This window comes from Paraburkholderia sp. CNPSo 3274, assembly GCF_024206475.1.
Classification (GTDB): domain Bacteria; phylum Pseudomonadota; class Gammaproteobacteria; order Burkholderiales; family Burkholderiaceae; genus Paraburkholderia.
In genome coordinates, this window is sequence record NZ_JAMBPR010000114.1 from 1 (window position 1) to 17,079 (window position 17,079).

Annotated in this window: 21 protein-coding genes and 1 pseudogene; 7 read left to right on the forward strand and 15 right to left on the reverse strand. The window is 59.1% G+C overall.

Features of this window, described 5'->3' with window-relative positions; translation table 11 throughout:
* Nucleotides 1-217: integrase core domain-containing protein (locus M3I54_RS40415; RefSeq protein WP_254342964.1), on the forward strand; the 217-nt coding region annotated here is incomplete at its 5' end.
* Nucleotides 218-231: 14 nt separating this feature from the next.
* Entirely contained in the window at nt 232-579 is a 348-nt protein-coding gene (locus M3I54_RS40420) for a hypothetical protein (RefSeq protein WP_254345666.1), read from the forward strand.
* Between the two features lie 9 nt (nt 580-588).
* Here the strand turns inward: M3I54_RS40420 and M3I54_RS40425 are convergent, their stop codons facing one another.
* The 4 genes from M3I54_RS40425 to M3I54_RS40435 all read right to left on the reverse strand — a co-directional run bounded on the left by M3I54_RS40425 (nt 589) and on the right by M3I54_RS40435 (nt 3,151).
* Entirely contained in the window at nt 589-1,452 is an 864-nt protein-coding gene (locus tag M3I54_RS40425; protein ID WP_254345682.1) for a hypothetical protein, read from the reverse strand.
* Between the two features lie 225 nt (nt 1,453-1,677).
* Entirely contained in the window at nt 1,678-2,169 is a 492-nt protein-coding gene (locus tag M3I54_RS40430) for an aminoacyl-tRNA deacylase (protein WP_133184910.1), read from the reverse strand.
* A 113-nt stretch (nt 2,170-2,282) separates the two neighbouring features.
* Nucleotides 2,283-2,576 (reverse strand): FAD-dependent oxidoreductase, encoded by a 294-nt coding sequence (locus M3I54_RS45545; protein ID WP_375542297.1) that lies wholly within the window; start codon nt 2,574-2,576, stop codon nt 2,283-2,285.
* Nucleotides 2,567-3,151, reverse strand: a complete 585-nt coding sequence (locus M3I54_RS40435) for an FAD-dependent oxidoreductase (RefSeq protein ID WP_254345667.1) — start codon at nt 3,149-3,151, stop codon at nt 2,567-2,569. The genes M3I54_RS45545 and M3I54_RS40435 overlap by 10 nt, the downstream gene beginning before the upstream one ends.
* Before the next feature lie 165 nt (nt 3,152-3,316).
* Here M3I54_RS40435 and M3I54_RS40440 point away from each other — a divergent pair, with 165 nt between their 5' ends.
* Entirely contained in the window at nt 3,317-6,070 is a 2,754-nt protein-coding gene (locus tag M3I54_RS40440) for a UPF0182 family protein (protein WP_254345668.1), read from the forward strand.
* Nucleotides 6,071-6,117: 47 nt separating this feature from the next.
* Here the strand turns inward: M3I54_RS40440 and M3I54_RS40445 are convergent, their stop codons facing one another.
* Nucleotides 6,118-6,540: an ACT domain-containing protein gene (locus M3I54_RS40445; RefSeq protein ID WP_254345669.1), complete on the reverse strand. Its 423-nt coding sequence runs from the start codon at nt 6,538-6,540 to the stop codon at nt 6,118-6,120.
* 162 nt (nt 6,541-6,702) lie between these two features.
* On the opposite strand from M3I54_RS40445, the gene M3I54_RS40450 reads away from it, so the two are divergent.
* The gene (locus M3I54_RS40450) at nt 6,703-6,912 is read left to right on the forward strand and encodes a hypothetical protein (RefSeq protein WP_254345670.1); all 210 of its coding nucleotides are present in this window, start codon (nt 6,703-6,705) and stop codon (nt 6,910-6,912) included.
* 269 nt (nt 6,913-7,181) lie between these two features.
* The gene (locus M3I54_RS40455; protein WP_254345671.1) at nt 7,182-8,924 is read left to right on the forward strand and encodes a tetratricopeptide repeat protein; all 1,743 of its coding nucleotides are present in this window, start codon (nt 7,182-7,184) and stop codon (nt 8,922-8,924) included.
* On the opposite strand, the gene M3I54_RS45550 is transcribed toward M3I54_RS40455, so the two are convergent.
* From M3I54_RS45550 to M3I54_RS40485, 7 genes are all read right to left on the reverse strand, one after another.
* Entirely contained in the window at nt 8,830-9,282 is a 453-nt protein-coding gene (locus M3I54_RS45550; protein WP_375542298.1) for a DUF2726 domain-containing protein, read from the reverse strand. The two genes, M3I54_RS40455 and M3I54_RS45550, sit on opposite strands and share 95 nt — an antisense overlap.
* Before the next feature lie 71 nt (nt 9,283-9,353).
* Nucleotides 9,354-9,590: a hypothetical protein gene (locus M3I54_RS40460; protein ID WP_254345672.1), complete on the reverse strand. Its 237-nt coding sequence runs from the start codon at nt 9,588-9,590 to the stop codon at nt 9,354-9,356.
* 29 nt (nt 9,591-9,619) lie between these two features.
* On the reverse strand, nt 9,620-10,102 hold the full coding sequence (locus tag M3I54_RS40465) for a hypothetical protein (RefSeq protein ID WP_254345673.1): 483 nt from the start codon (nt 10,100-10,102) through the stop codon (nt 9,620-9,622).
* Between the two features lie 71 nt (nt 10,103-10,173).
* Nucleotides 10,174-10,632 carry a hypothetical protein gene (locus M3I54_RS40470; RefSeq protein WP_254345674.1) on the reverse strand — a complete coding sequence of 153 codons (459 nt, stop codon included), beginning with the start codon at nt 10,630-10,632 and terminating at the stop codon, nt 10,174-10,176.
* Nucleotides 10,633-10,665: 33 nt separating this feature from the next.
* Nucleotides 10,666-11,013 (reverse strand): hypothetical protein, encoded by a 348-nt coding sequence (locus M3I54_RS40475; RefSeq protein ID WP_254345675.1) that lies wholly within the window; start codon nt 11,011-11,013, stop codon nt 10,666-10,668.
* A gap of 61 nt (nt 11,014-11,074) precedes the next feature.
* Nucleotides 11,075-11,611, reverse strand: coding sequence for a hypothetical protein (locus M3I54_RS40480; protein ID WP_254345676.1), 537 nt, complete (start codon nt 11,609-11,611; stop codon nt 11,075-11,077).
* Between the two features lie 185 nt (nt 11,612-11,796).
* Entirely contained in the window at nt 11,797-12,456 is a 660-nt protein-coding gene (locus M3I54_RS40485; protein WP_254345677.1) for a tyrosine-type recombinase/integrase, read from the reverse strand.
* A 161-nt stretch (nt 12,457-12,617) separates the two neighbouring features.
* Between M3I54_RS40485 and M3I54_RS40490 the strand changes: the two are divergent.
* Nucleotides 12,618-12,857, forward strand: a pseudogene (locus M3I54_RS40490) (hypothetical protein); the annotation flags it as partial.
* A gap of 41 nt (nt 12,858-12,898) precedes the next feature.
* On the opposite strand, the gene M3I54_RS40495 reads toward M3I54_RS40490, so the two are convergent.
* The 3 genes from M3I54_RS40495 to M3I54_RS40505 form a co-directional block, all read right to left on the reverse strand.
* A complete protein-coding gene (locus tag M3I54_RS40495; protein WP_254345678.1) occupies nt 12,899-13,399 on the reverse strand; it encodes an acetamidase/formamidase family protein in 501 nt (166 codons plus the stop codon).
* 1,394 nt (nt 13,400-14,793) lie between these two features.
* A complete protein-coding gene (locus M3I54_RS45555) occupies nt 14,794-15,045 on the reverse strand; it encodes a pentapeptide MXKDX repeat protein (protein WP_375542299.1) in 252 nt (83 codons plus the stop codon).
* A gap of 396 nt (nt 15,046-15,441) precedes the next feature.
* On the reverse strand, nt 15,442-15,951 hold the full coding sequence (locus tag M3I54_RS40505; protein ID WP_254345680.1) for a MarR family winged helix-turn-helix transcriptional regulator: 510 nt from the start codon (nt 15,949-15,951) through the stop codon (nt 15,442-15,444).
* Here M3I54_RS40505 and M3I54_RS40510 point away from each other — a divergent pair.
* Nucleotides 15,950-16,384 carry a cupin domain-containing protein gene (locus M3I54_RS40510; protein WP_254345681.1) on the forward strand — a complete coding sequence of 145 codons (435 nt, stop codon included), beginning with the start codon at nt 15,950-15,952 and terminating at the stop codon, nt 16,382-16,384. The genes M3I54_RS40505 and M3I54_RS40510 overlap by 2 nt on opposite strands.
* The last annotated feature ends 695 nt before the right edge of the window (nt 16,385-17,079 follow it).

Genomic DNA, 17,079 nt, shown 5'->3' on the forward strand with positions numbered 1-17,079 from the left:
TGTGAGAAGTCCGCAGAGCAACGGGATGGCCGAAAGCTTCGTCAAAACGATAAAGCGTGACTACGTCTCATGGATGCCCAAGCCTGATGTCAGAACCGCACTGCAAAACCTGGCTATCGCGTTTGACCACTACAACGAATCGCATCCGCACAGCGCCTTGAAATACTGCTCGCCACGCGAATTCCGCCAGCGCGCAACTTCACCAACCGAAGCGTGACCGCGTGTCCGGTCATGCAGGGGCAAGTCCACAAACTGCTTAACCATCCGGAATTCCGGATTCGGGTCTGCGATTGTGCCATTCCCACACACGACATCAGTTGGCTATTACGTTTCTTTGAGCGACAACGCTTCGCCTTGGGCGGCGCGGCGCAAAAATTGCTGATTCTGCGGGATCCGGAAGCCACACAACCTCGCATGGAAACCGGCCTCGTCACGCCTCGCCCTCTCGACATGCTCGCGCTACCCGCGGAGCAGCGGCCGCTCACCTGTGGTGGTGTCGAAGAAGTGTGTGCCCGCGTTTGGTCACGACCCTTACCGCGAAAAAGCCGTGCAATCCCGGTGGACAACCTGTTGCATTGAAGTGCAGCATCATACGGCCTCCGCCAGTAGGGTCCTCAACCAGGATTGAGCCTCAGGATAATATTCGGCATCAAGCACAAATTCTTGCCCCTTTGCTGCTGAGCGTAACAGGACGCACTCGTCATCGCGTACCCAGCAATCCCCTTCTGGATGATATGACAACGGCGGTCGCGCGTTTCCCGGCATGAACCATCCAGGCAGACGCCATACAGTTCGGGTGTAGCCTTCTGCCGAGAGACGAAGAAGATCGTTGAACTTGGTGAATCGCCCCGCCGCGAACACTGAATGGGGCGCGTAACGTGACGCCGTCCCGGCTATGTACAGGTGGTTGAGTGGGCTGTTGTAGTGGTCTGGCTTCGCCACATGAGGATGGGCAGCGATCCATGGGTGCCGGCTCAGGCACTCCGCACGCTGGGTGACTATTGGCAACACTTCTGCGACCTCAAGCCAACCAAATATCACGTGCAGGTTCGGCGCCAAAGGTGCATATCGCCAGCGGTCCCTGGTTCGCTCGACACGCCTGAACCAGCCGAAAAACAGAAATATATCCCCCACACCGAATCGTTGACGGGCGAGATGTCCCTGCGCAGAACCTGTCTGTCCAAGCGCAGGTCGCCACCCCGGCAGGCGGTGATCTGCTGCACGATCGAGATCAGGATCCAGGTGTACGTGAGTCGCTATGGATAACCGCCCCCGCGACAAGTCGGAGAGTAGCCCCTCCAAATCCACGCCCTCGAGATCAACGTCTTTCATCGTGAGGTCGTCGTGTGCCGCGGGAATCGGGAGCGGCACGATGCGACCATCCGGCAGAATCGGACTGGGAATCCGGCCGTATTGCGAATCGAAACCCTTCCGGGAAAAGCAGAGTTTCATTGACGACAAGGAGACGGAACCGGATGTAGACGCGCCTCGGTTTCCGCACACTGGTGCGGGCCCAGACCACCTGCTCGCGTTGCTGGACGAGCAGACTCCCCTATCCGTCGCCCATGCTCCAGGACAAAGAACCGGCTACCGTTTCCTGTTGATGGATTGATCTGCATAACGAACGATTTTTAATCGATATTTACCTGATGCCAGCCCGGCATCACAGGCCCCGCCTCAGGCCCGGCCGCCCAACCCTCGCATCCGCCGTGCGAAATGCGCGCGCTCCGCGTCGTCCATCAGCGTGAGGAACTGATCCGTTTCCATATGAATCAGTTCTTCGTGATCGCCCGCCTCGAAGTAGACGTCTGGCTGGCCTGCCAGGCTGGATTCCAGGTAGGTTTTCATGCCATACGCCATACAAATCGGCGGCAGCGCTCCCGCATCGCAGTCCTTGAACAATTCGCGTAGTTCGACTTCCGTGGCCAGGGCGAGCCGGCGCCCTGTCTTGTTCCAGAGTTCGGAAAGTTGTACGGCGTAAGTTGAAGGCAGCACGGCGGCCACATAGCCGTGATCGTCTTCAAGGAGCACGGTCTTGGCGAGACGGTCACCGGGAATGTGCGCCGCAGCAGCCGTTTCGACACTCGAGTGGCTGTATGGGTGACGCACGACTTCGTAACGGGAACCCTTGCTGCGCAGGCACTCCTGCAGGGTTGGCGATATCGACATGGCACACCTCCTGTCGAATACCTGAAAAGGGACAAACGCTTGCGATCTTTTAAGAATAGCTCACGCGCGAGCAATACGTACGCCGACATGCGCGTTTTGCTCCCGGCCTGGCGTCAAGGTAGGGTGCGCTCCATCTCGACTTCCGTCCGCAGACTTTCTACGTCGAGATAGATCGTGGCCACGGCGACGACACGTCCGTCTTGCTTGTAGCGGACGACACAATCCCCCATTACGACCGCGCGTCGCGCGCTCGCAGCACGTGCGATGATGGCGCGGCAGTCGGCCAGAGTGCGAAGGGTATGCACATGCGGCAAATCCACGCCTGGAATCGGCAAGCGGACCGCTTCGGCTCCCGTGGCTAGCAGTAAGCGGTCATAGGGTACCTTGCTCCCATCCGCTAGCTCCACTTCCTGCGCGCGACGTGAAGGCGTACGACGCCGGCCTTCAACCGCAGATCAATGTATTGATCTGCATAGAAAGCGTCGTCTCGAAGCGGCAGCCACTCCTCAGGCGCACTGCCGGCCAAATAGTCTATAGAAAGATTTGGCCGGTCGACTGGCGGCGCCTCGTCGTCGCTCAGCATGGTGAGACTGCCCGCGTAGCCGAGGCGCCGCGGACGCTCAGCCGCGGCAAAACCCGCAGCACCAGCGCCAACGATAACGATCTTTTGTGGTGCTCCGGCCGGCGCGGACACAGAAGCGGCGGGTGGTGCTTTTTTGTGCGGCACGACAACCTTGTCGCCCCGAACCTCCGTGGACCAGCACGCGACAGGGCTCAGAGCCGGAGCCCGCACCGCTTCCCCCGTGAGCAGGCTGAAGCACGCGTGATGCCATTGGCGCCGTACCGTGTTCGTCAGAACACCGTCACCGGCGACAACGAGGAACAGCAGAGTGGCAACCATCTCCAGGCACGTCAGCGGGGTCCGATGCATCCGGCGCTGGACGAGTAGCCGCTTACCGGTGGTGTCGATGTCAAAAGCCACACCGAACTACAATCATTCAACCATTCAACCATTCAACCGGTCTGAGCCTGCTCCATGCGAACTCGGGCCGCATTGGCAGGCCGTTCGGCCGCGCTCCCGGCAGATCGGCATTGCGCGATTGATCCGATCGCAGCAGGTGGGGCGACGGCCAGCGCAGGAGGGACTATGCGGTCGGAAGTGAAGTCCGGAGTGCGTCTGAGACGATATGCAATCACGGCGATTTCCGTCATCGCCGGCCTGATTGTCGTCGGGCGCATCACCGGCATCCTGGTCGACTGGCTGTGGTTCTCTTCCATCGGCTACGGTGGCGTTTTCTGGACCCTGCTTTGCGCGAGAGCGTTGCTGTTTGCCGCGGTGTTCGCGGTCTCGGCGTGCGCGATCTGGCTGTCGGGGATTTTGGCGCATCGTTACGCGAGGGGTGTCGAAATCCTGCGAGCGGAAACAGCCGGTCCCTCGGGCGCGACGGAGGTCACCGGCGATCTGGCCGAACTGGTCGCGCCGTACGTTCCCTGGCGCTTCAGTATTGCTTGCGCAGCGGTCGTTCTGGGGCTGCTTATCGCCGCCAGCGAAATCTCGAACTGGGACATTGCGCTTCGCTTCATTTATCAGGTGCCTGTTGGCGAGCGCGATCCGATCTTCGAGAGGGACATCGGCTTTTATCTCTTCTCGCTTCCCGCGTATGTCGCGCTCAAGAATTGGCTGCTGCGGCTGGTCTTCTGCAGCGCGATCGTGGCAGGTGCTGTCTACGGGTTGCGCGGTGACATCGCGCCTGAGCGGTCAGCACGGGCGCTCTCGGCCGCCGTCATCACTCATGGTTCGGCACTGCTCGCCTTGTTCTTTGCGGTAAAGGCCTGGTCGTGGTGGCTCGACCGCTTTTTGCTGCTCTATGGCGACAATGGCGTCGTGGTTGGCGCCAGCTATACCGACGTCCACGTCGAGTTGCCGGTCCTGTGGATGCTTGTCGGTCTTGCCGCGTCGTCATCCGTTGCCCTTTTGATCAACATGCGCCGGCGTAGCTTCCTGCAGCCTGCCGTTCTCACGCTGCTCGTATTCGGCAGTTCGCTTGTATTCGCTGTGATCTATCCTGCGCTGTTTCAGCGCTTCTATGTCAAACCGAGCGAGCTGGAACTGGAAACACCCTATATCGAGCACACTATCGCGCTAACGCGTGAGGCTTACGGCCTCGCAAAAATCGAGGTTAAACCGTTTGATCCCGAGCAGGGACTGACTCTCGACTCGCTGCAGGCCAATCGGGCGACCATCGACAACATCCGGCTATGGGATGTGCAACCGCTGATGGATACTTATGCACAGTTGCAGGAGATCAGGACTTACTACAAATTTGTTTCGGTGGACATCGACCGCTATCAGCTTGACACCGGATACAGGCAGATCATGCTGTCGGCGCGTGAGCTGGACCCGGCGATGCTTCCGCCCAACGCCCAAACCTGGGTGAACCTGCACCTTATCTTTACTCACGGCATCGGCGTCGTGATGTCGCCAGTCACAGAGAAGTCCACCGAAGGCTTACCCTTCTTCTATCTGCGGGATATTCCGCCCGTCTCCAACGGCGCCCCGGCCATTCGCGAACCACGTCTTTATTTCAGTGAAGGCCGGCAGGACTATGTCATCGTGAACGGCAGTGTCGCTGAATTCGACTATCCCAACAGGCCGACCAATACCTACACGGCGTACAGCGGGCGCGACGGCGTCAACATCGGCAGTGTCGCGCGACGCAGTCTCTTCGGCTGGCAACTTGACGATCCCAACATCCTGTTGAGCGGCTATATCACGGACCAGAGCCGGATCCTGCTCCACCGCAACATTCAGGACCGCGTACGTACTATCGCGCCGTTCCTGAATCTCGACCATGATCCCTATGTCGTTGCAAGCAATGGGCGCTTGTTCTGGATACAGGATGCCTATACCGTCAGCCAGTGGTTTCCTTACTCCCGGCCGGGTTTCGGCGGTGGCGCCAATTACATCCGGAACGCGGTCAAGATCGTGGTCGACGCGTACAACGGCACGGTCGATTTCTACGTCAGCGATCCCGCCGATCCGCTGCTGCGCACATACGAGCGCACCTTCCCGGGTTTGTTCAAGCCTTTGGACATGATGCCACCGGAGCTCCGGCGTCATATCCGCTACCCCGAAGAGCTGTTCCTGATCCAGGCGCAGCTCTACCGTGCCTATCACATGGATGCGCCGGAGGTGTTCTACAACCGCGAGGATCTGTGGCAGTTTCCCCAGGAACTGGTCGGTATGGATGGGGGGAGCACTGCCAGCACGATGCCGCCGTACTACACGATCATGCGACTCCCCGGCGATGCAAGTGCCGAGTTCATCCTCATGCTGCCGATGGTGCCGAGCCAGCGGGAGAACATGATTGCCTGGCTGGCGGCGCGTTGCGATCCGTCCGGGTACGGCAAGCTCATCGTGTATACCTTTCCCAAGGACAAGCTGGTTTATGGGCCGTTTCAGATCGAAGCGCGTATTCAGCAGAATACCGAGATCTCGCAGCAGATCTCGCTGTGGAACCAGATGGGCTCACGCGTCATTCGCGGCCATCTTGTGGTCGTGCCGATCGAGAACTCGATCCTCTACGTTTCTCCGCTCTATTTGCGCGCGGCGGCCGGTCAGTTACCGGAGTTGAAGCGGGTGATTGCCGCTTATGGTGACCGTGTGGTGATGGAGAACAGCCTGGGTGAGGCCCTGGCGGCGCTTTTCAATGAGCCCGCACAAGGGGCACCGCCATCCCGAGGCACAGCGGACACCCGCGCAAGAGAGGCACTTGCCCACTATGACCGCGCCATCGAGCGACTGAAGGCGGGAGACTGGAGCGGCTTCGGCGCGGAACTGGATGCCCTCCGGCCGTTGCTCGAGGCGCTCGGTGCCGGGCGTTCCGACGATCGGAAGTGACCAGAAGGAAATCAGGCTGAATTACCCGGCTGCGCGGCCTTATCGCTTCAGGCCCTTTGCAGGATGTCGATCGCGTCTTCGGCATCGCCCAACGAGTCGACGGCGAGATAGGCAACGAACTGCGTGCCAAGTACAGCGGCCGAGACCCCGCGGAGGTTGATCCCCCCATCCGCCAACATCGAGGTCAGTTGTGCGATGACACCCAACTGGTCCAGACCCATTACCCGGATGGAGTGAAGGCTAGGGGTGACGCTGAACCCCACCTTTGTGGCGGCGCGGATCGCACTGTCTCCCTCTATCGGAGCGACAAACACGACCCCCTTACCCGACGCCTCCGGCGCGCGGCGGGCCACAATGAACTGCAAATCGACACCCGCATCCCGCAACACGCTTAATACCTTCGCAAGCCCGCCCGGTTTGTCGTCGATCGTAGCTACCCAAACATCGACACGTTCCACGCTCAGTTCCATGGCAGTTCCCCAGCCTCGGACCTCATTGAAAAAATCTACTTCACGAACGGCGCGCCGGCAAGGCCTGTCGGAGTCCGCGCCGGCCGGCAATCCACGTCCAGCTTGCTGGCACTACGCATCTGTATCAAGATCAAGTCGTCTCATCACAAACGGGCGACCTTCATGACAGACGATCCCCATTGCGATCCTGCTCCCGATCCCGACAAACTCAAGGGCCCTGGCGGCATGACTTTGCGGCAGATCCACGAACAGGTGCAGAAGTCCGTCCAGCGCGACCGCGAAGCGCAGTCTGCGCACAACTCGCAAACGCCGCCGCGAAGCCGGTGGCAGCGGTGGGTGCGCTATGTATGGGGGCGTAGCGGGCGGCGCTAGCCGCAGTTTGATGAAGGAAGCCGGCGGTATGAGAACAACTTTGCTGACCTACGCCGTTCATCGAATGCAGTCGCTTATACGAAATCGACTCCGTCAAGGGCTGTGTCATCGCAAGGATCTCGAGGCGAGCGAAGTTCGCATGTAAAGTGCTGCTTAAAATGGCTCAACCGTTCTCAATAGAATAAGCACACGCGATGGCATTGCGGAGTCCCAGGCGAAGCAATGCGTCGCGCAACGCCTTACCAGTAACCCTGCAAAGCTGCCCGGAAATGAGTTCAGGCAAGATTCTGTGCGGCATCGCAATAACCGCGCTGTCCACGGCATGCGCCGCTGCGGGGTTGGCCGATGCGTGTTTGCCGTCGTTCTCCGAAGTCGACGTCCAGAAGGGACTTGAAATCCGGACCCGCTGCACTGTCTCCGCGCCGGCGCTCGTGCGCCTCACTGAACGCCTGAACCGCGCGGTGAAGAGCGACGGGCTCTCCGCAGCACAACGTGTTGCGCTTGCGACAGCGGCCAACGTGATGCTGCACGCGGTCGTCTCGCTGGCAAATCACGACGAACCCAGAAGCGCAGTCGCGCTCATGAACTTCGAGCTGATCCTCGAAAGCCTCGCGTCGCAGATCAGGACGCGCACCGATTTCGACGCCAGAGCCGAAGCGTCGAAATGGAACACACGTTATGAAGATCTGCTGCGCAGATTGTCGATCACACGCAGTGCGGATCCGATCGAGCTGCAGCTCGGGGAAGCCGCGAGGCGCCTCGACCTGGATGAAGCATCTGCGCTACTCATGCGGCTCAATGCCAAAGCACCCGCAGCCGCCCAGCTACCAGCGGCGCTCAACTACGAAGCGGCGGTCGTCGAACTGCTTCGCTTCACGCCATGGAACGCGCTGCCGTACCTGGAGAAGGCCCATGCGCTGCAACCCGACGACATGGGCATCGCCACCGCATTCGCCGACACGTTGCTCGTTCAGCACGAGCCCGAGCGCGCGGAGCCGGTGTATCAGGCCCTGCTGATCCGGTATCGCACGCTTGCGCAACAGAAGCCTGCTATATGGCAGCCGTCCATCGCGCTCACCCTCGGCAAACTCGGCGGTCTGTATGTGATGCGGCAGCAGCACAAGGAAGCCGAAGACGCGTGGCTGCACGCGCTCGAAATCTACTGGGCGCTGGCGCATGTAAATCCTTCTGCATATAGTCCTGCAGCGGCTGACACCATCGACAGCCTCGCAACGTTGTATCGCGACACGCAACGTCTTCAGGATGCGGCAGACGCGTGGCACGAAGCCCTCGCCCTCGACCGCGCACTGGCCCGACAGGACCCGGCCATGTACCGGCCCGCGGTCGCGTCGACGCTCAACGATCTCGGCATTCTCTACAATGCAACACAGCGCACGCGCGATGCGGAACTCGCCTATCGCGAAGCGCTCGGCATCCAGCGCGAACTTGTACACGACAATCCCGCGGCCTGGCGTCCGGCGCTTGCACGCACGCTGAACAACCTCGGCAACCTCTACAGCGCAATCGGGCGGCTGACAGAAGCCGAGCGCGCTTACCGCGAGGCGCTGGAGATCCGCCAGCAACTCGCCCGCGAAAGCCCTGCGCTTTACCAGCCCGACCTGGCGCGTACTTTGGGTAATCTTGGCGTGCTGTACCGCCTCGAGCGGCAGCCGGCCAAAGCGGTGCAGGCGTATCAGCAAGCGCTGCAAATCGATCATACCCTCTCGCGAAATATGCCATCGACGTACCAGCCTGACGAGGCGCGGATACTGAACAATCTGGGCGTGCTCTACAGCCACACGGGCAGGCCGCGCGACGCGGAAGACGCGTGGCGCCGTGCGCTCGATCTGTACCGCAAACTCGCACAAGATGATCCGTCGGCCTGGCGGCAGGATGAAGCACGCACCTTGCGAAATCTCAGCGCGCTGCTAACCCACACGCAACGTTCGGCTGAAGCTGAAGAATTGAATCGCGAGGCGGACGAACTGATCGATTCGACAGGGGCGCAATAGAGCACGAGGCAAGCTGCCGAACGTAGCGAACATCGAGCTCGACGAGCACGAGCAGCTGCAGGCGGTCCGTGCAGATCACAAAATCAACACGTTTTTGCGCGATCCTGTTAAAGGCCGCTCTCCTGTTCCTAGCGTAACCTTTAGGCGCAATGATCGCGCTCATGGCGACCTGTGGGAACACGTAGTGATCCGGAAGTGCTGCGCGCAGGCGGCCGAAAAATTCGGCCTCGTTCGGCGTGAGAATGTCGCAAGGCTCGTAGGAGAATTGAGCTTCTCCCCTATGTCGAAGCACAACCGCAACGACCACCAACAGCAGAATCACAAGCGGCAGGAACTGGAGTATATCGTTCGTGTGCATTGAGCCTCCTTACCGCGGCTCCAGGCGTTGCAAGGATCCATGCAACCCCGGTCACTTCCCGATTTCCGTGGTTACGCCAGCTCGATCTGAGAATTCGGCTCGATCGAATCCGGGAATGATCCGATCTCAGGGTAGTCCCGAAGGTCGACCGTGATGCTTCCACCGGTTCGCTTATCGGCACCGGCGAACACGAGCATATCGTCCTCGTGATCGACTTGATAGACACCCGTGACAATGTTGAGCCTCGCACCGTCTTCGGCTCTACCGGAGAGGGGGCCGCGTCGTACACGCACGTTGACGATTGCCATGATCTACTCCTCCCCCGTTTTCCTTCGCATCACGCCGACTGCTTAGTACCCTCGATTTCTCTTTCTGCCTGGGCAATACTTCTTTTGCTTGGCCGTGCTTCCCCTGTACCTCTAATCGTAGCCAACCTATGTTCGAGTGCCAGTAGCTGCGCGGTTCTTCTGCTTGCGTCTGTGTCAACCTGAAGGCGTTCGTATTCGATTTGCAGCTCGGCGAACTGGTTGGACAACCGGACGCATTCCTTTTGATGAGGATCACATTTAAGCCGGCTGTGCAAACCAGTTAGCAGCGCGCCGACAATAGCTACCCAGCCAGCGATCTTTGGATCGACGCCGGCCTTTGTGACGATGGACAGCCCAGCGACCAGGGACATCACGCCACCAACGCCGACGAGCAGGAAATTCAGCGGTGTCAGAGTCTCAAGCCAGATTTCATACGCTCTGCGTTCCCGCTTGCAGAGCACGATCCTTTCCGCGATTCGAGTGTCTTGCGAGTCCATGGTGTCGCTTTCCATGTAGTCACGTCTTACCGTTCGCCCACCGCATTGCGATTTCCCTGTGCTCCGCGGGGCTCCATTTTCCGCTATCAGTGATCGGTCGACGGCAATCTGGTCGCATTGGCGGTTCTCACTCGCCATTCGCTATCGCCGCATCTGAACTGCTGCATCCAGACCTGCTTTAGATCGTTCCCATCAACAACATCGGCTGCTACGATGACCCGCCTTTCGTAATTGCCCAAGCAGCTGACGGTGATCGCGCGCGAGGCAATGGCGTCATCCTCGGAGCGAAGCGCAGCAATCTCGACGAGCGGCTCATCCTTCTCATTTCCCGCGTAGGCCTTCGAGGCCCCGCGCACTGTCAGATCATCAAACCATCGAATAGCCCAAGTGCTGTCAGCAGCCCTTCGTTCGAGGACCACGCCACGAGACCACCAAGCTGCCTCGTGCGACGGTTTCTGCCTCGACTCTACCGGTTGCTCAGCCAGCGCGGGACCTGCACTCAAGACTGAGGCGAGCAAAACTGCGCCAACAAGCGATGCCTTCATCTTTCTTCTCGTTTTCCGTTGGGAGCGCGTTGATTACCCGTGAATCATCTTGCGAGGGCCATGATGTTGCGGCTGAATGGCGGCAAATACGTGCGCCTCCCTCTGTAGCGCCGTCAGGATATCAAGGGTCTGGGCAAACAGGACGAGGCCAGCAACACGCACGAACGTCTCACGCGAACGGCCAGTCGACGCAATCTGCTCTGAACACACAAACACAGTTTCGCGGGCATCCCCAGCGATCACCGTATCCTGAAGGATCCGCAACTGATGGATGATCCGAGCGAGAAATATGAATCGCTCACTCTCTTGCGGAAGAGTCATTGATAAGCGTTCGAGGTCGTCAATAGATTGACGCAGCCGCGATAAAGTCGTGCGATCCATTCTCGCCTTCTCCTTGCATTCTTCCTCATTTCATGCCGACTCTGACAGAGAGTCACAAGGGTTAGCCGCGCGTCCACGTCATTTCTTCGCTGTCGACTTTGTCGACGACGGAGCTGCGATATGCCATGTGCCCGACAAGGGATTGTCCGCGATTACGCACTTGAAGAAGCGTCGTGACAAACGACAGACTCCGACGATCGTCGCTGCTCATGTTGAGTGTCACAAATCCCTCCCAAGTTACACCGCTGGCTTCGAATCCCTGCACGTAGTCTCCCAAATACCCGCCCGGGGGCCCAGGTTGTGAGTTCATCTTCGCAATCGTCATTGAGCCTTTCAGGCTATGTGCATTCTGTTTCAGGATCAAGACGTAGTGGTACGTAATGCCACCGTTGAACGTTTTCTGCGCAATCCACTTGCCTCGTAAGTCGACACCGTTATAAATCAAGCCCAAGTACGATGGCAAGACAATCCTTTGAAACAGCTGGCCGGACAACATCAGTATGGCAGTGGTGAAAATACCAGCCACGACTCCCCAAAGAATTGCACCGGCAATCGTCGACGGATCATAGTTCACGAGATAGGTGTGCGTGTCTGCCATAAAGAAAGCATCTCCATGGGAGTACGTGTTTGAAAGCGATGCTGCAGCTACTTCTGGTGGCGCAATCCACATATTCAGCGCTTCCTGGGCACGCTGACACGTTAGGCAAGACTAGGTCGCGCTAGACCGAAGAAGTTGCTCGTAGCCTCCCCACTCCGGGGTACCGCTGTCACGAATTCACGCCATCAGATAACGCCGCTTACGATCGCCGACAGCCTGACAGGGTCGCCCTCTACCAGATTCTTAACGGCAGTAAGACTCGAAACTCCAATCAACTCCTGAATGAGCTTCAACGAACGGCCATCGCGATGGAGTCGTACAGCAAACGTTCGGCTTGCAGCACTGGCATTCCCATTCTCGATCCCAGCCTGTTGATGCAGGCGCCGGACGATCTCAGTCAGCGTCTCGCAAGAATAGCTGATCGCACCAGTGCCGGTGACTCGTTTCGTGAACGCAATCGGCTCTCCCTCGCCCGTCAGGAACAGCGGGCTGTGCGGATCGAGGCCACGATACGCCGCGCGGCGCGTGGTAATTCCGTGATACGCAGACAGGCGATAGGCTAAGTAGCTATCGATCGCAGCGCACATCCTGGCGTTTGCCCAAACACGCGGCCTAGCCTTACCGTTGAACGCAATCTCCGGCCGTAGCTTCGAATCAACGCAAATCTGCCCATCCTCGATCAGGTAATCTGATACCCGTAACTTGGCAACTTCATTGGGGGTGAGGCCTGTTCCGTAGAACACGGTCAGCAGCGCAACATCGCGGACCGGGTTTTGCCCAGTCACCGCAGCGACTTTGAGCGCATGGCAAATCTCGTGTGGCGCGATGACTGGCGGTTTTGCCATCCTGTAATGCCCTCGATATTGAACGCATTACGAGGAAGTATGGTCCTGCCTGCTTGCAAACACAACCAGCGGCCGCAGCATATCGAACTTCCTGGAAAATCCGCGAATGCGCAGCCCCCATTTCCGCGTGCACGCGCGTACCGAAAGCCGCAAGCGACCCGTGGGACCAACCCGATCTGACGAAGCGCGACCTGATCATCGGCGTAGGTTTCGCGAATCTGAACCCGACCGATGCCGTGCGCGAATATGAGAGACGAGGCGTTATTGTCTATGAGCGCGTAGCGTCCAGCCTGTACTCCGGTCGTATGCTGAAATCGTTCAACCTGGCAGGCGCGGTACGGATCTCTCCGCTACATTGCCATGCCCCGCGGGACGCACCGTTCGTACCGCCCCCCTCGTAACCGCTTGGGCTGACTAGAGACGGAGAACCGCTTTTGAGAACTCACTCGAATACGATTCGCGGGAAGTAGAGGGAGACAATCCAGTTAGGCCGGTCGACGATCTCGCTGATGCGCAGGTAGGCGCAAACGCTGCACAACAGGTAAGCATCGATTGCACTGATGTGATGTTGTCGCATCAGAATGTCGATCATTCCGTCGAATTTCGCCGTTAGTGCTACTGGACTCTCGATGGCCGTCCCGCATACCTCGCCGTCACCTTGTGCGGCGTGCGTGTCGCCCACCGAGAATAGCGCGCCCTCCACCTCCACAGGGAGACAGAGCTCTGTGCCTGCGCCGATGTCGCGGATATCCATGTTGCCGCCGACACGACGTGGTGGAATCACGCTGTGCAAACCCGGTTCTCCCGGGGCGAGGCCGATCGTGCCGCAAAACGGCTTTAAGGGAACACGTCCACCAGGGCCGTACATGGCCGGGATCTTCAGATCCGCCTCATATTTCCAGATGTGCAGGGCCGGGTCGGGAAACTTGTCTGCGAGCAACACTACGAGAGATGACGCCCAAAGATCGAAATTGTCGCTCGTCTCGATTTCCGCTCGTCCAGTACAGGATGCCCGCTATATACGCCATGACGTTCTCCTTGATAGCGACGCATCGCCCCTCACACTGTGCCACCGCGGATTTTCGACCGCCTCCATCAGGTGATGGAGGTCAAATCGACCAGTTGTGCATACGATCAAAAAGCACGGTAACGACGGTGGCAGGCGTGCTCCAGGTGCGGCATGTTTGCCTACGTAACTCGCGGGTATTTTCGGACTGTGAGCATCGCCATGGCTCCTGTGAACGCCCCCTCCCAAATGTCCGCTTTCGAGGCTTGCAAGACCGGAATAAGTAGCTGATGGGAGAAGACCATGAAGCGATTATGCCGGCTCGGAATGGGTGTCCTGCTTCTCGGATGCCTGTGCGGCTGCCCCCCGGCACCCCAACCAGGGGCGCCAGAGGTAAGTCCAACGATAACGTGGAGAATTACCGTCTACGCGTCGAATGGGACTGTCGAGATTCCTCTGAATTCGGCAACGGCATCCTATAGCCTGAGCGGTCAGGCAGAGTTCGTCGTGGGCTTCGAGGTGGACGACCCGAGCGGAATCGGGTCGCTGACGGTAGGCGGTGCCAAGTCAAGCATTGTCTGCGTCTTCTACCCAGGCGGCAGGACCAACGGCAGAGGTGGTGGTGGCACCTCGGGAACTACCGACGGCGGAACTCACGCACTCCAGACGACGAACGAGTCTTTCAGTGGCACCCAGGTTACAACACATCAGTCCGTTTTGTTCTGGTTTAACCAGACCGGCAGTGACCGTGTGTGCCCTGCGACCGTCACTACCAATGGCGTGTATCCCGTCACTCCGGATAGCGGAAGCATTATATTTAACGGACAAGCGGCCGATGCGGCAAACCCGGCACTCACTACTGGCGGCGCCCTGACAATTCACATTGATCCAAAAGCCAGCCCATAGGATGTGGTCGGCGCGGGATAAATATCGAAACGCGCCGTGCCCAGCTGACCGCCCCTACCTGATGCGCCGCGGCGCTCACGTCGACGCACACCTCCACCTCCGGCCCGGTGGCTATACAGCCCACCTGTGACCCGCCCCCCCCGATGAGAACCACGCTTACGCGCCTCGCGCTGGCTTCGGCCGTGCTTGGCCTGTCCGGCTTGTGCGCACTTCACGATCGATGATGGCCGCAAGGTCGATGAGGTGCTGCTGCGCCAGATCCGCAATTATGCGCGGGGCACGCAGGCGCTGCGCCCGGCGATTGTCCGCTCGGCGAAGCTGCAGGACAAGGATTGCTCGACACAGTGGGAGATGCCCTTCGACACGGCCACCTCCTACAACGTCGACATTCTCGTCCAGTGTCAGCGCTTCACTTCGCATCGACACTACTCCTTCACCTCGACGTTCTTTGTTCCATCTTCGGGCATGCCGTCATGGTTGACCGCATCTTCTTTCATCCCGTCTTTGGCCATGCTGTCGGCGCTCATCGCGTCTGATTCCGTTGCGCTCTTTGCGGTGGTCTCCTGACCCATCGCATCATTGGAAGTCGCGTCGGTTGACAGACTATCAGCAGCGAAGGCGCCCGCGGTAGCGAATGAGACACAACTGGCGAGAATGGTGACCCTGAGCTTGTTCATGATGTGATCCCTCGGCGAACCGACAATGAGGCTAAAAATCTAAAGTACAGTGGCTCGACGGTGGGAACCTGGTCTTTCCGCGATCCCGTGACGGGCATGGCACCTCCCGGCACTCCCAGTCGGCGACTGTCATGTCATTCTTGCCCGGATGGATATGAATGGAAGTAGGCATCCACTCCAAACGACTGGGGTGAAAACCCGATATACATCAGGCGCATCACTTGCGAATGACGGCAGGTAAGGTGTGGTAAGCGCCCGGATGGTCCAACGACCGGTTGAATCCGCCCCTCGAGAGCGGTCATCGCGACAGCGGATGACCGAGCGACGGCAACGGGTCATATGACCCATTCGCTTTTTGCATCGAACCGAGGCGCTCTCGTCCGCGCGCTCGTTGATCTACGACGCTGCCAGTTCCTTCAGCACCGCGTAAAACGCCTGGAAGCGCTGTGCGCCGATCCGCTGCTCCCATTCGCGTTCGATCTGGTGCACCGTGGCGCGCTGTATTTCAGCCACTTTCCAGCCCTTCTCGGTCAAGGAAACAAGGCGCGCAGCTGATTCCCCCATCGCCACCCTCTGCACATAACCCAGCTCTTCAAGTTGCTGCAGCAGGTAGTTCATCGCCTGCTTGGACATGCCCGCGCGCTGTGCCAGGTCAATGGGACGCTCGCTCTCTGGAGGAGGAAAACGCAATATCTTGAAGTGGGCAATCTGGATGTCTGCAAAGCCGGCCGAGGCTAATGCCTCAATCAGGCGCTGTTCTACCTGGGTAAGGCAATAGCGCAGCCGGGCCCCGATGAGCGGATCATCAGGGTTTGGATCGCCGGAAAATCTCCGCGCCGAAACGGATTGACGTTTAGTGCCCATATAGTAAAGTGACTTTACCATAACGCCGTGGAGTCTTGCCATGCATTCAACGCCTGACGAACTGATCACCATCGGACAACTGTCGATGCGCTTCCTGGTCGATGGTCGGGACACCACGGGCCATATGGCGATGGCGGAAATGGTTGTCCAGCCGCTCGCCAAAGTCCCGCCCCCTCATCGCCACGTCGACGTTGACGAGACAATCCACGTCCTGGAAGGATCGCTGGCCTACCGGGTCGACGACTGTGTACGCGTCCTGAATGCGGGCGATTATTGCTTCTCGCCGCGAGGCAGCGCTCATTACTTTTCCAATCTGGGCAATGTCCCCGCTCGCGCGCTCGTGGTGTTCTCGCCTGCCAACATCGGGCCTGAATATTTTCGCGAGGTGGCCGGTGTGTTGGGCGCTGGCGGCCCGCCGAATATGGAGTTGATGAGGTCCGTGATGGAGCGCCACGCGCTCGAACTGGTATCTTGAGTACAGCGAGGCTGATGCCGAGGGACTCGGAGACACCATCTACGGCTCCGGCTACGGAGTCCAGGTGAGCAGCCGAACGACGGCTTTCGTGCAAGTCGATTGCCGATACGAAGGTTCCTCAGGATCGGTCCATGCCTTTTGAATAAAAAGCATCCATGAGCGATCGTGCCGCCCCATCCTCGGGCGCTGTTCGGCCGGCTTCTGCCGTTCGTTCAGGAGACACAGCGGTCATCCGAATGGCCGGTCCACTCAGAAATCCGCCCGATGCTGACCGCGAGAATTTCGGCCATTGCTGACGTTGGGACACGCTGGGTTGTACGTCGGCAAGGTGGCGGATTGCCGACGGTCCGTGCATCGAACAGCCGAGCGGCAGCTTTCTGCAACAGCGAAGTCACACTTCCGACCCACTTCTGACGTTCGACGCGACGCCGCCTCGACGGCAGCTCTCAAAGTGTATTTGTCATTCGGTCAATCACGTCGGCTCGCGGATGCTGCGGTACCGCCGTCACCGTTTCCTTTACGGTTGGCTACGGGTTGGCGGCGATGGAGGACGTTCGTATCCGTGCCGTCTACCGCGGCAGAGCCGCTAATGTGACAGCGCCATGAACAATGTGCGCAATCGCACACTACTGCCCGGTTTCGTCTTCGGGCCTCGCGCCCAGCGCACTATTTTTCAGAAGTACCTCGATCGACTG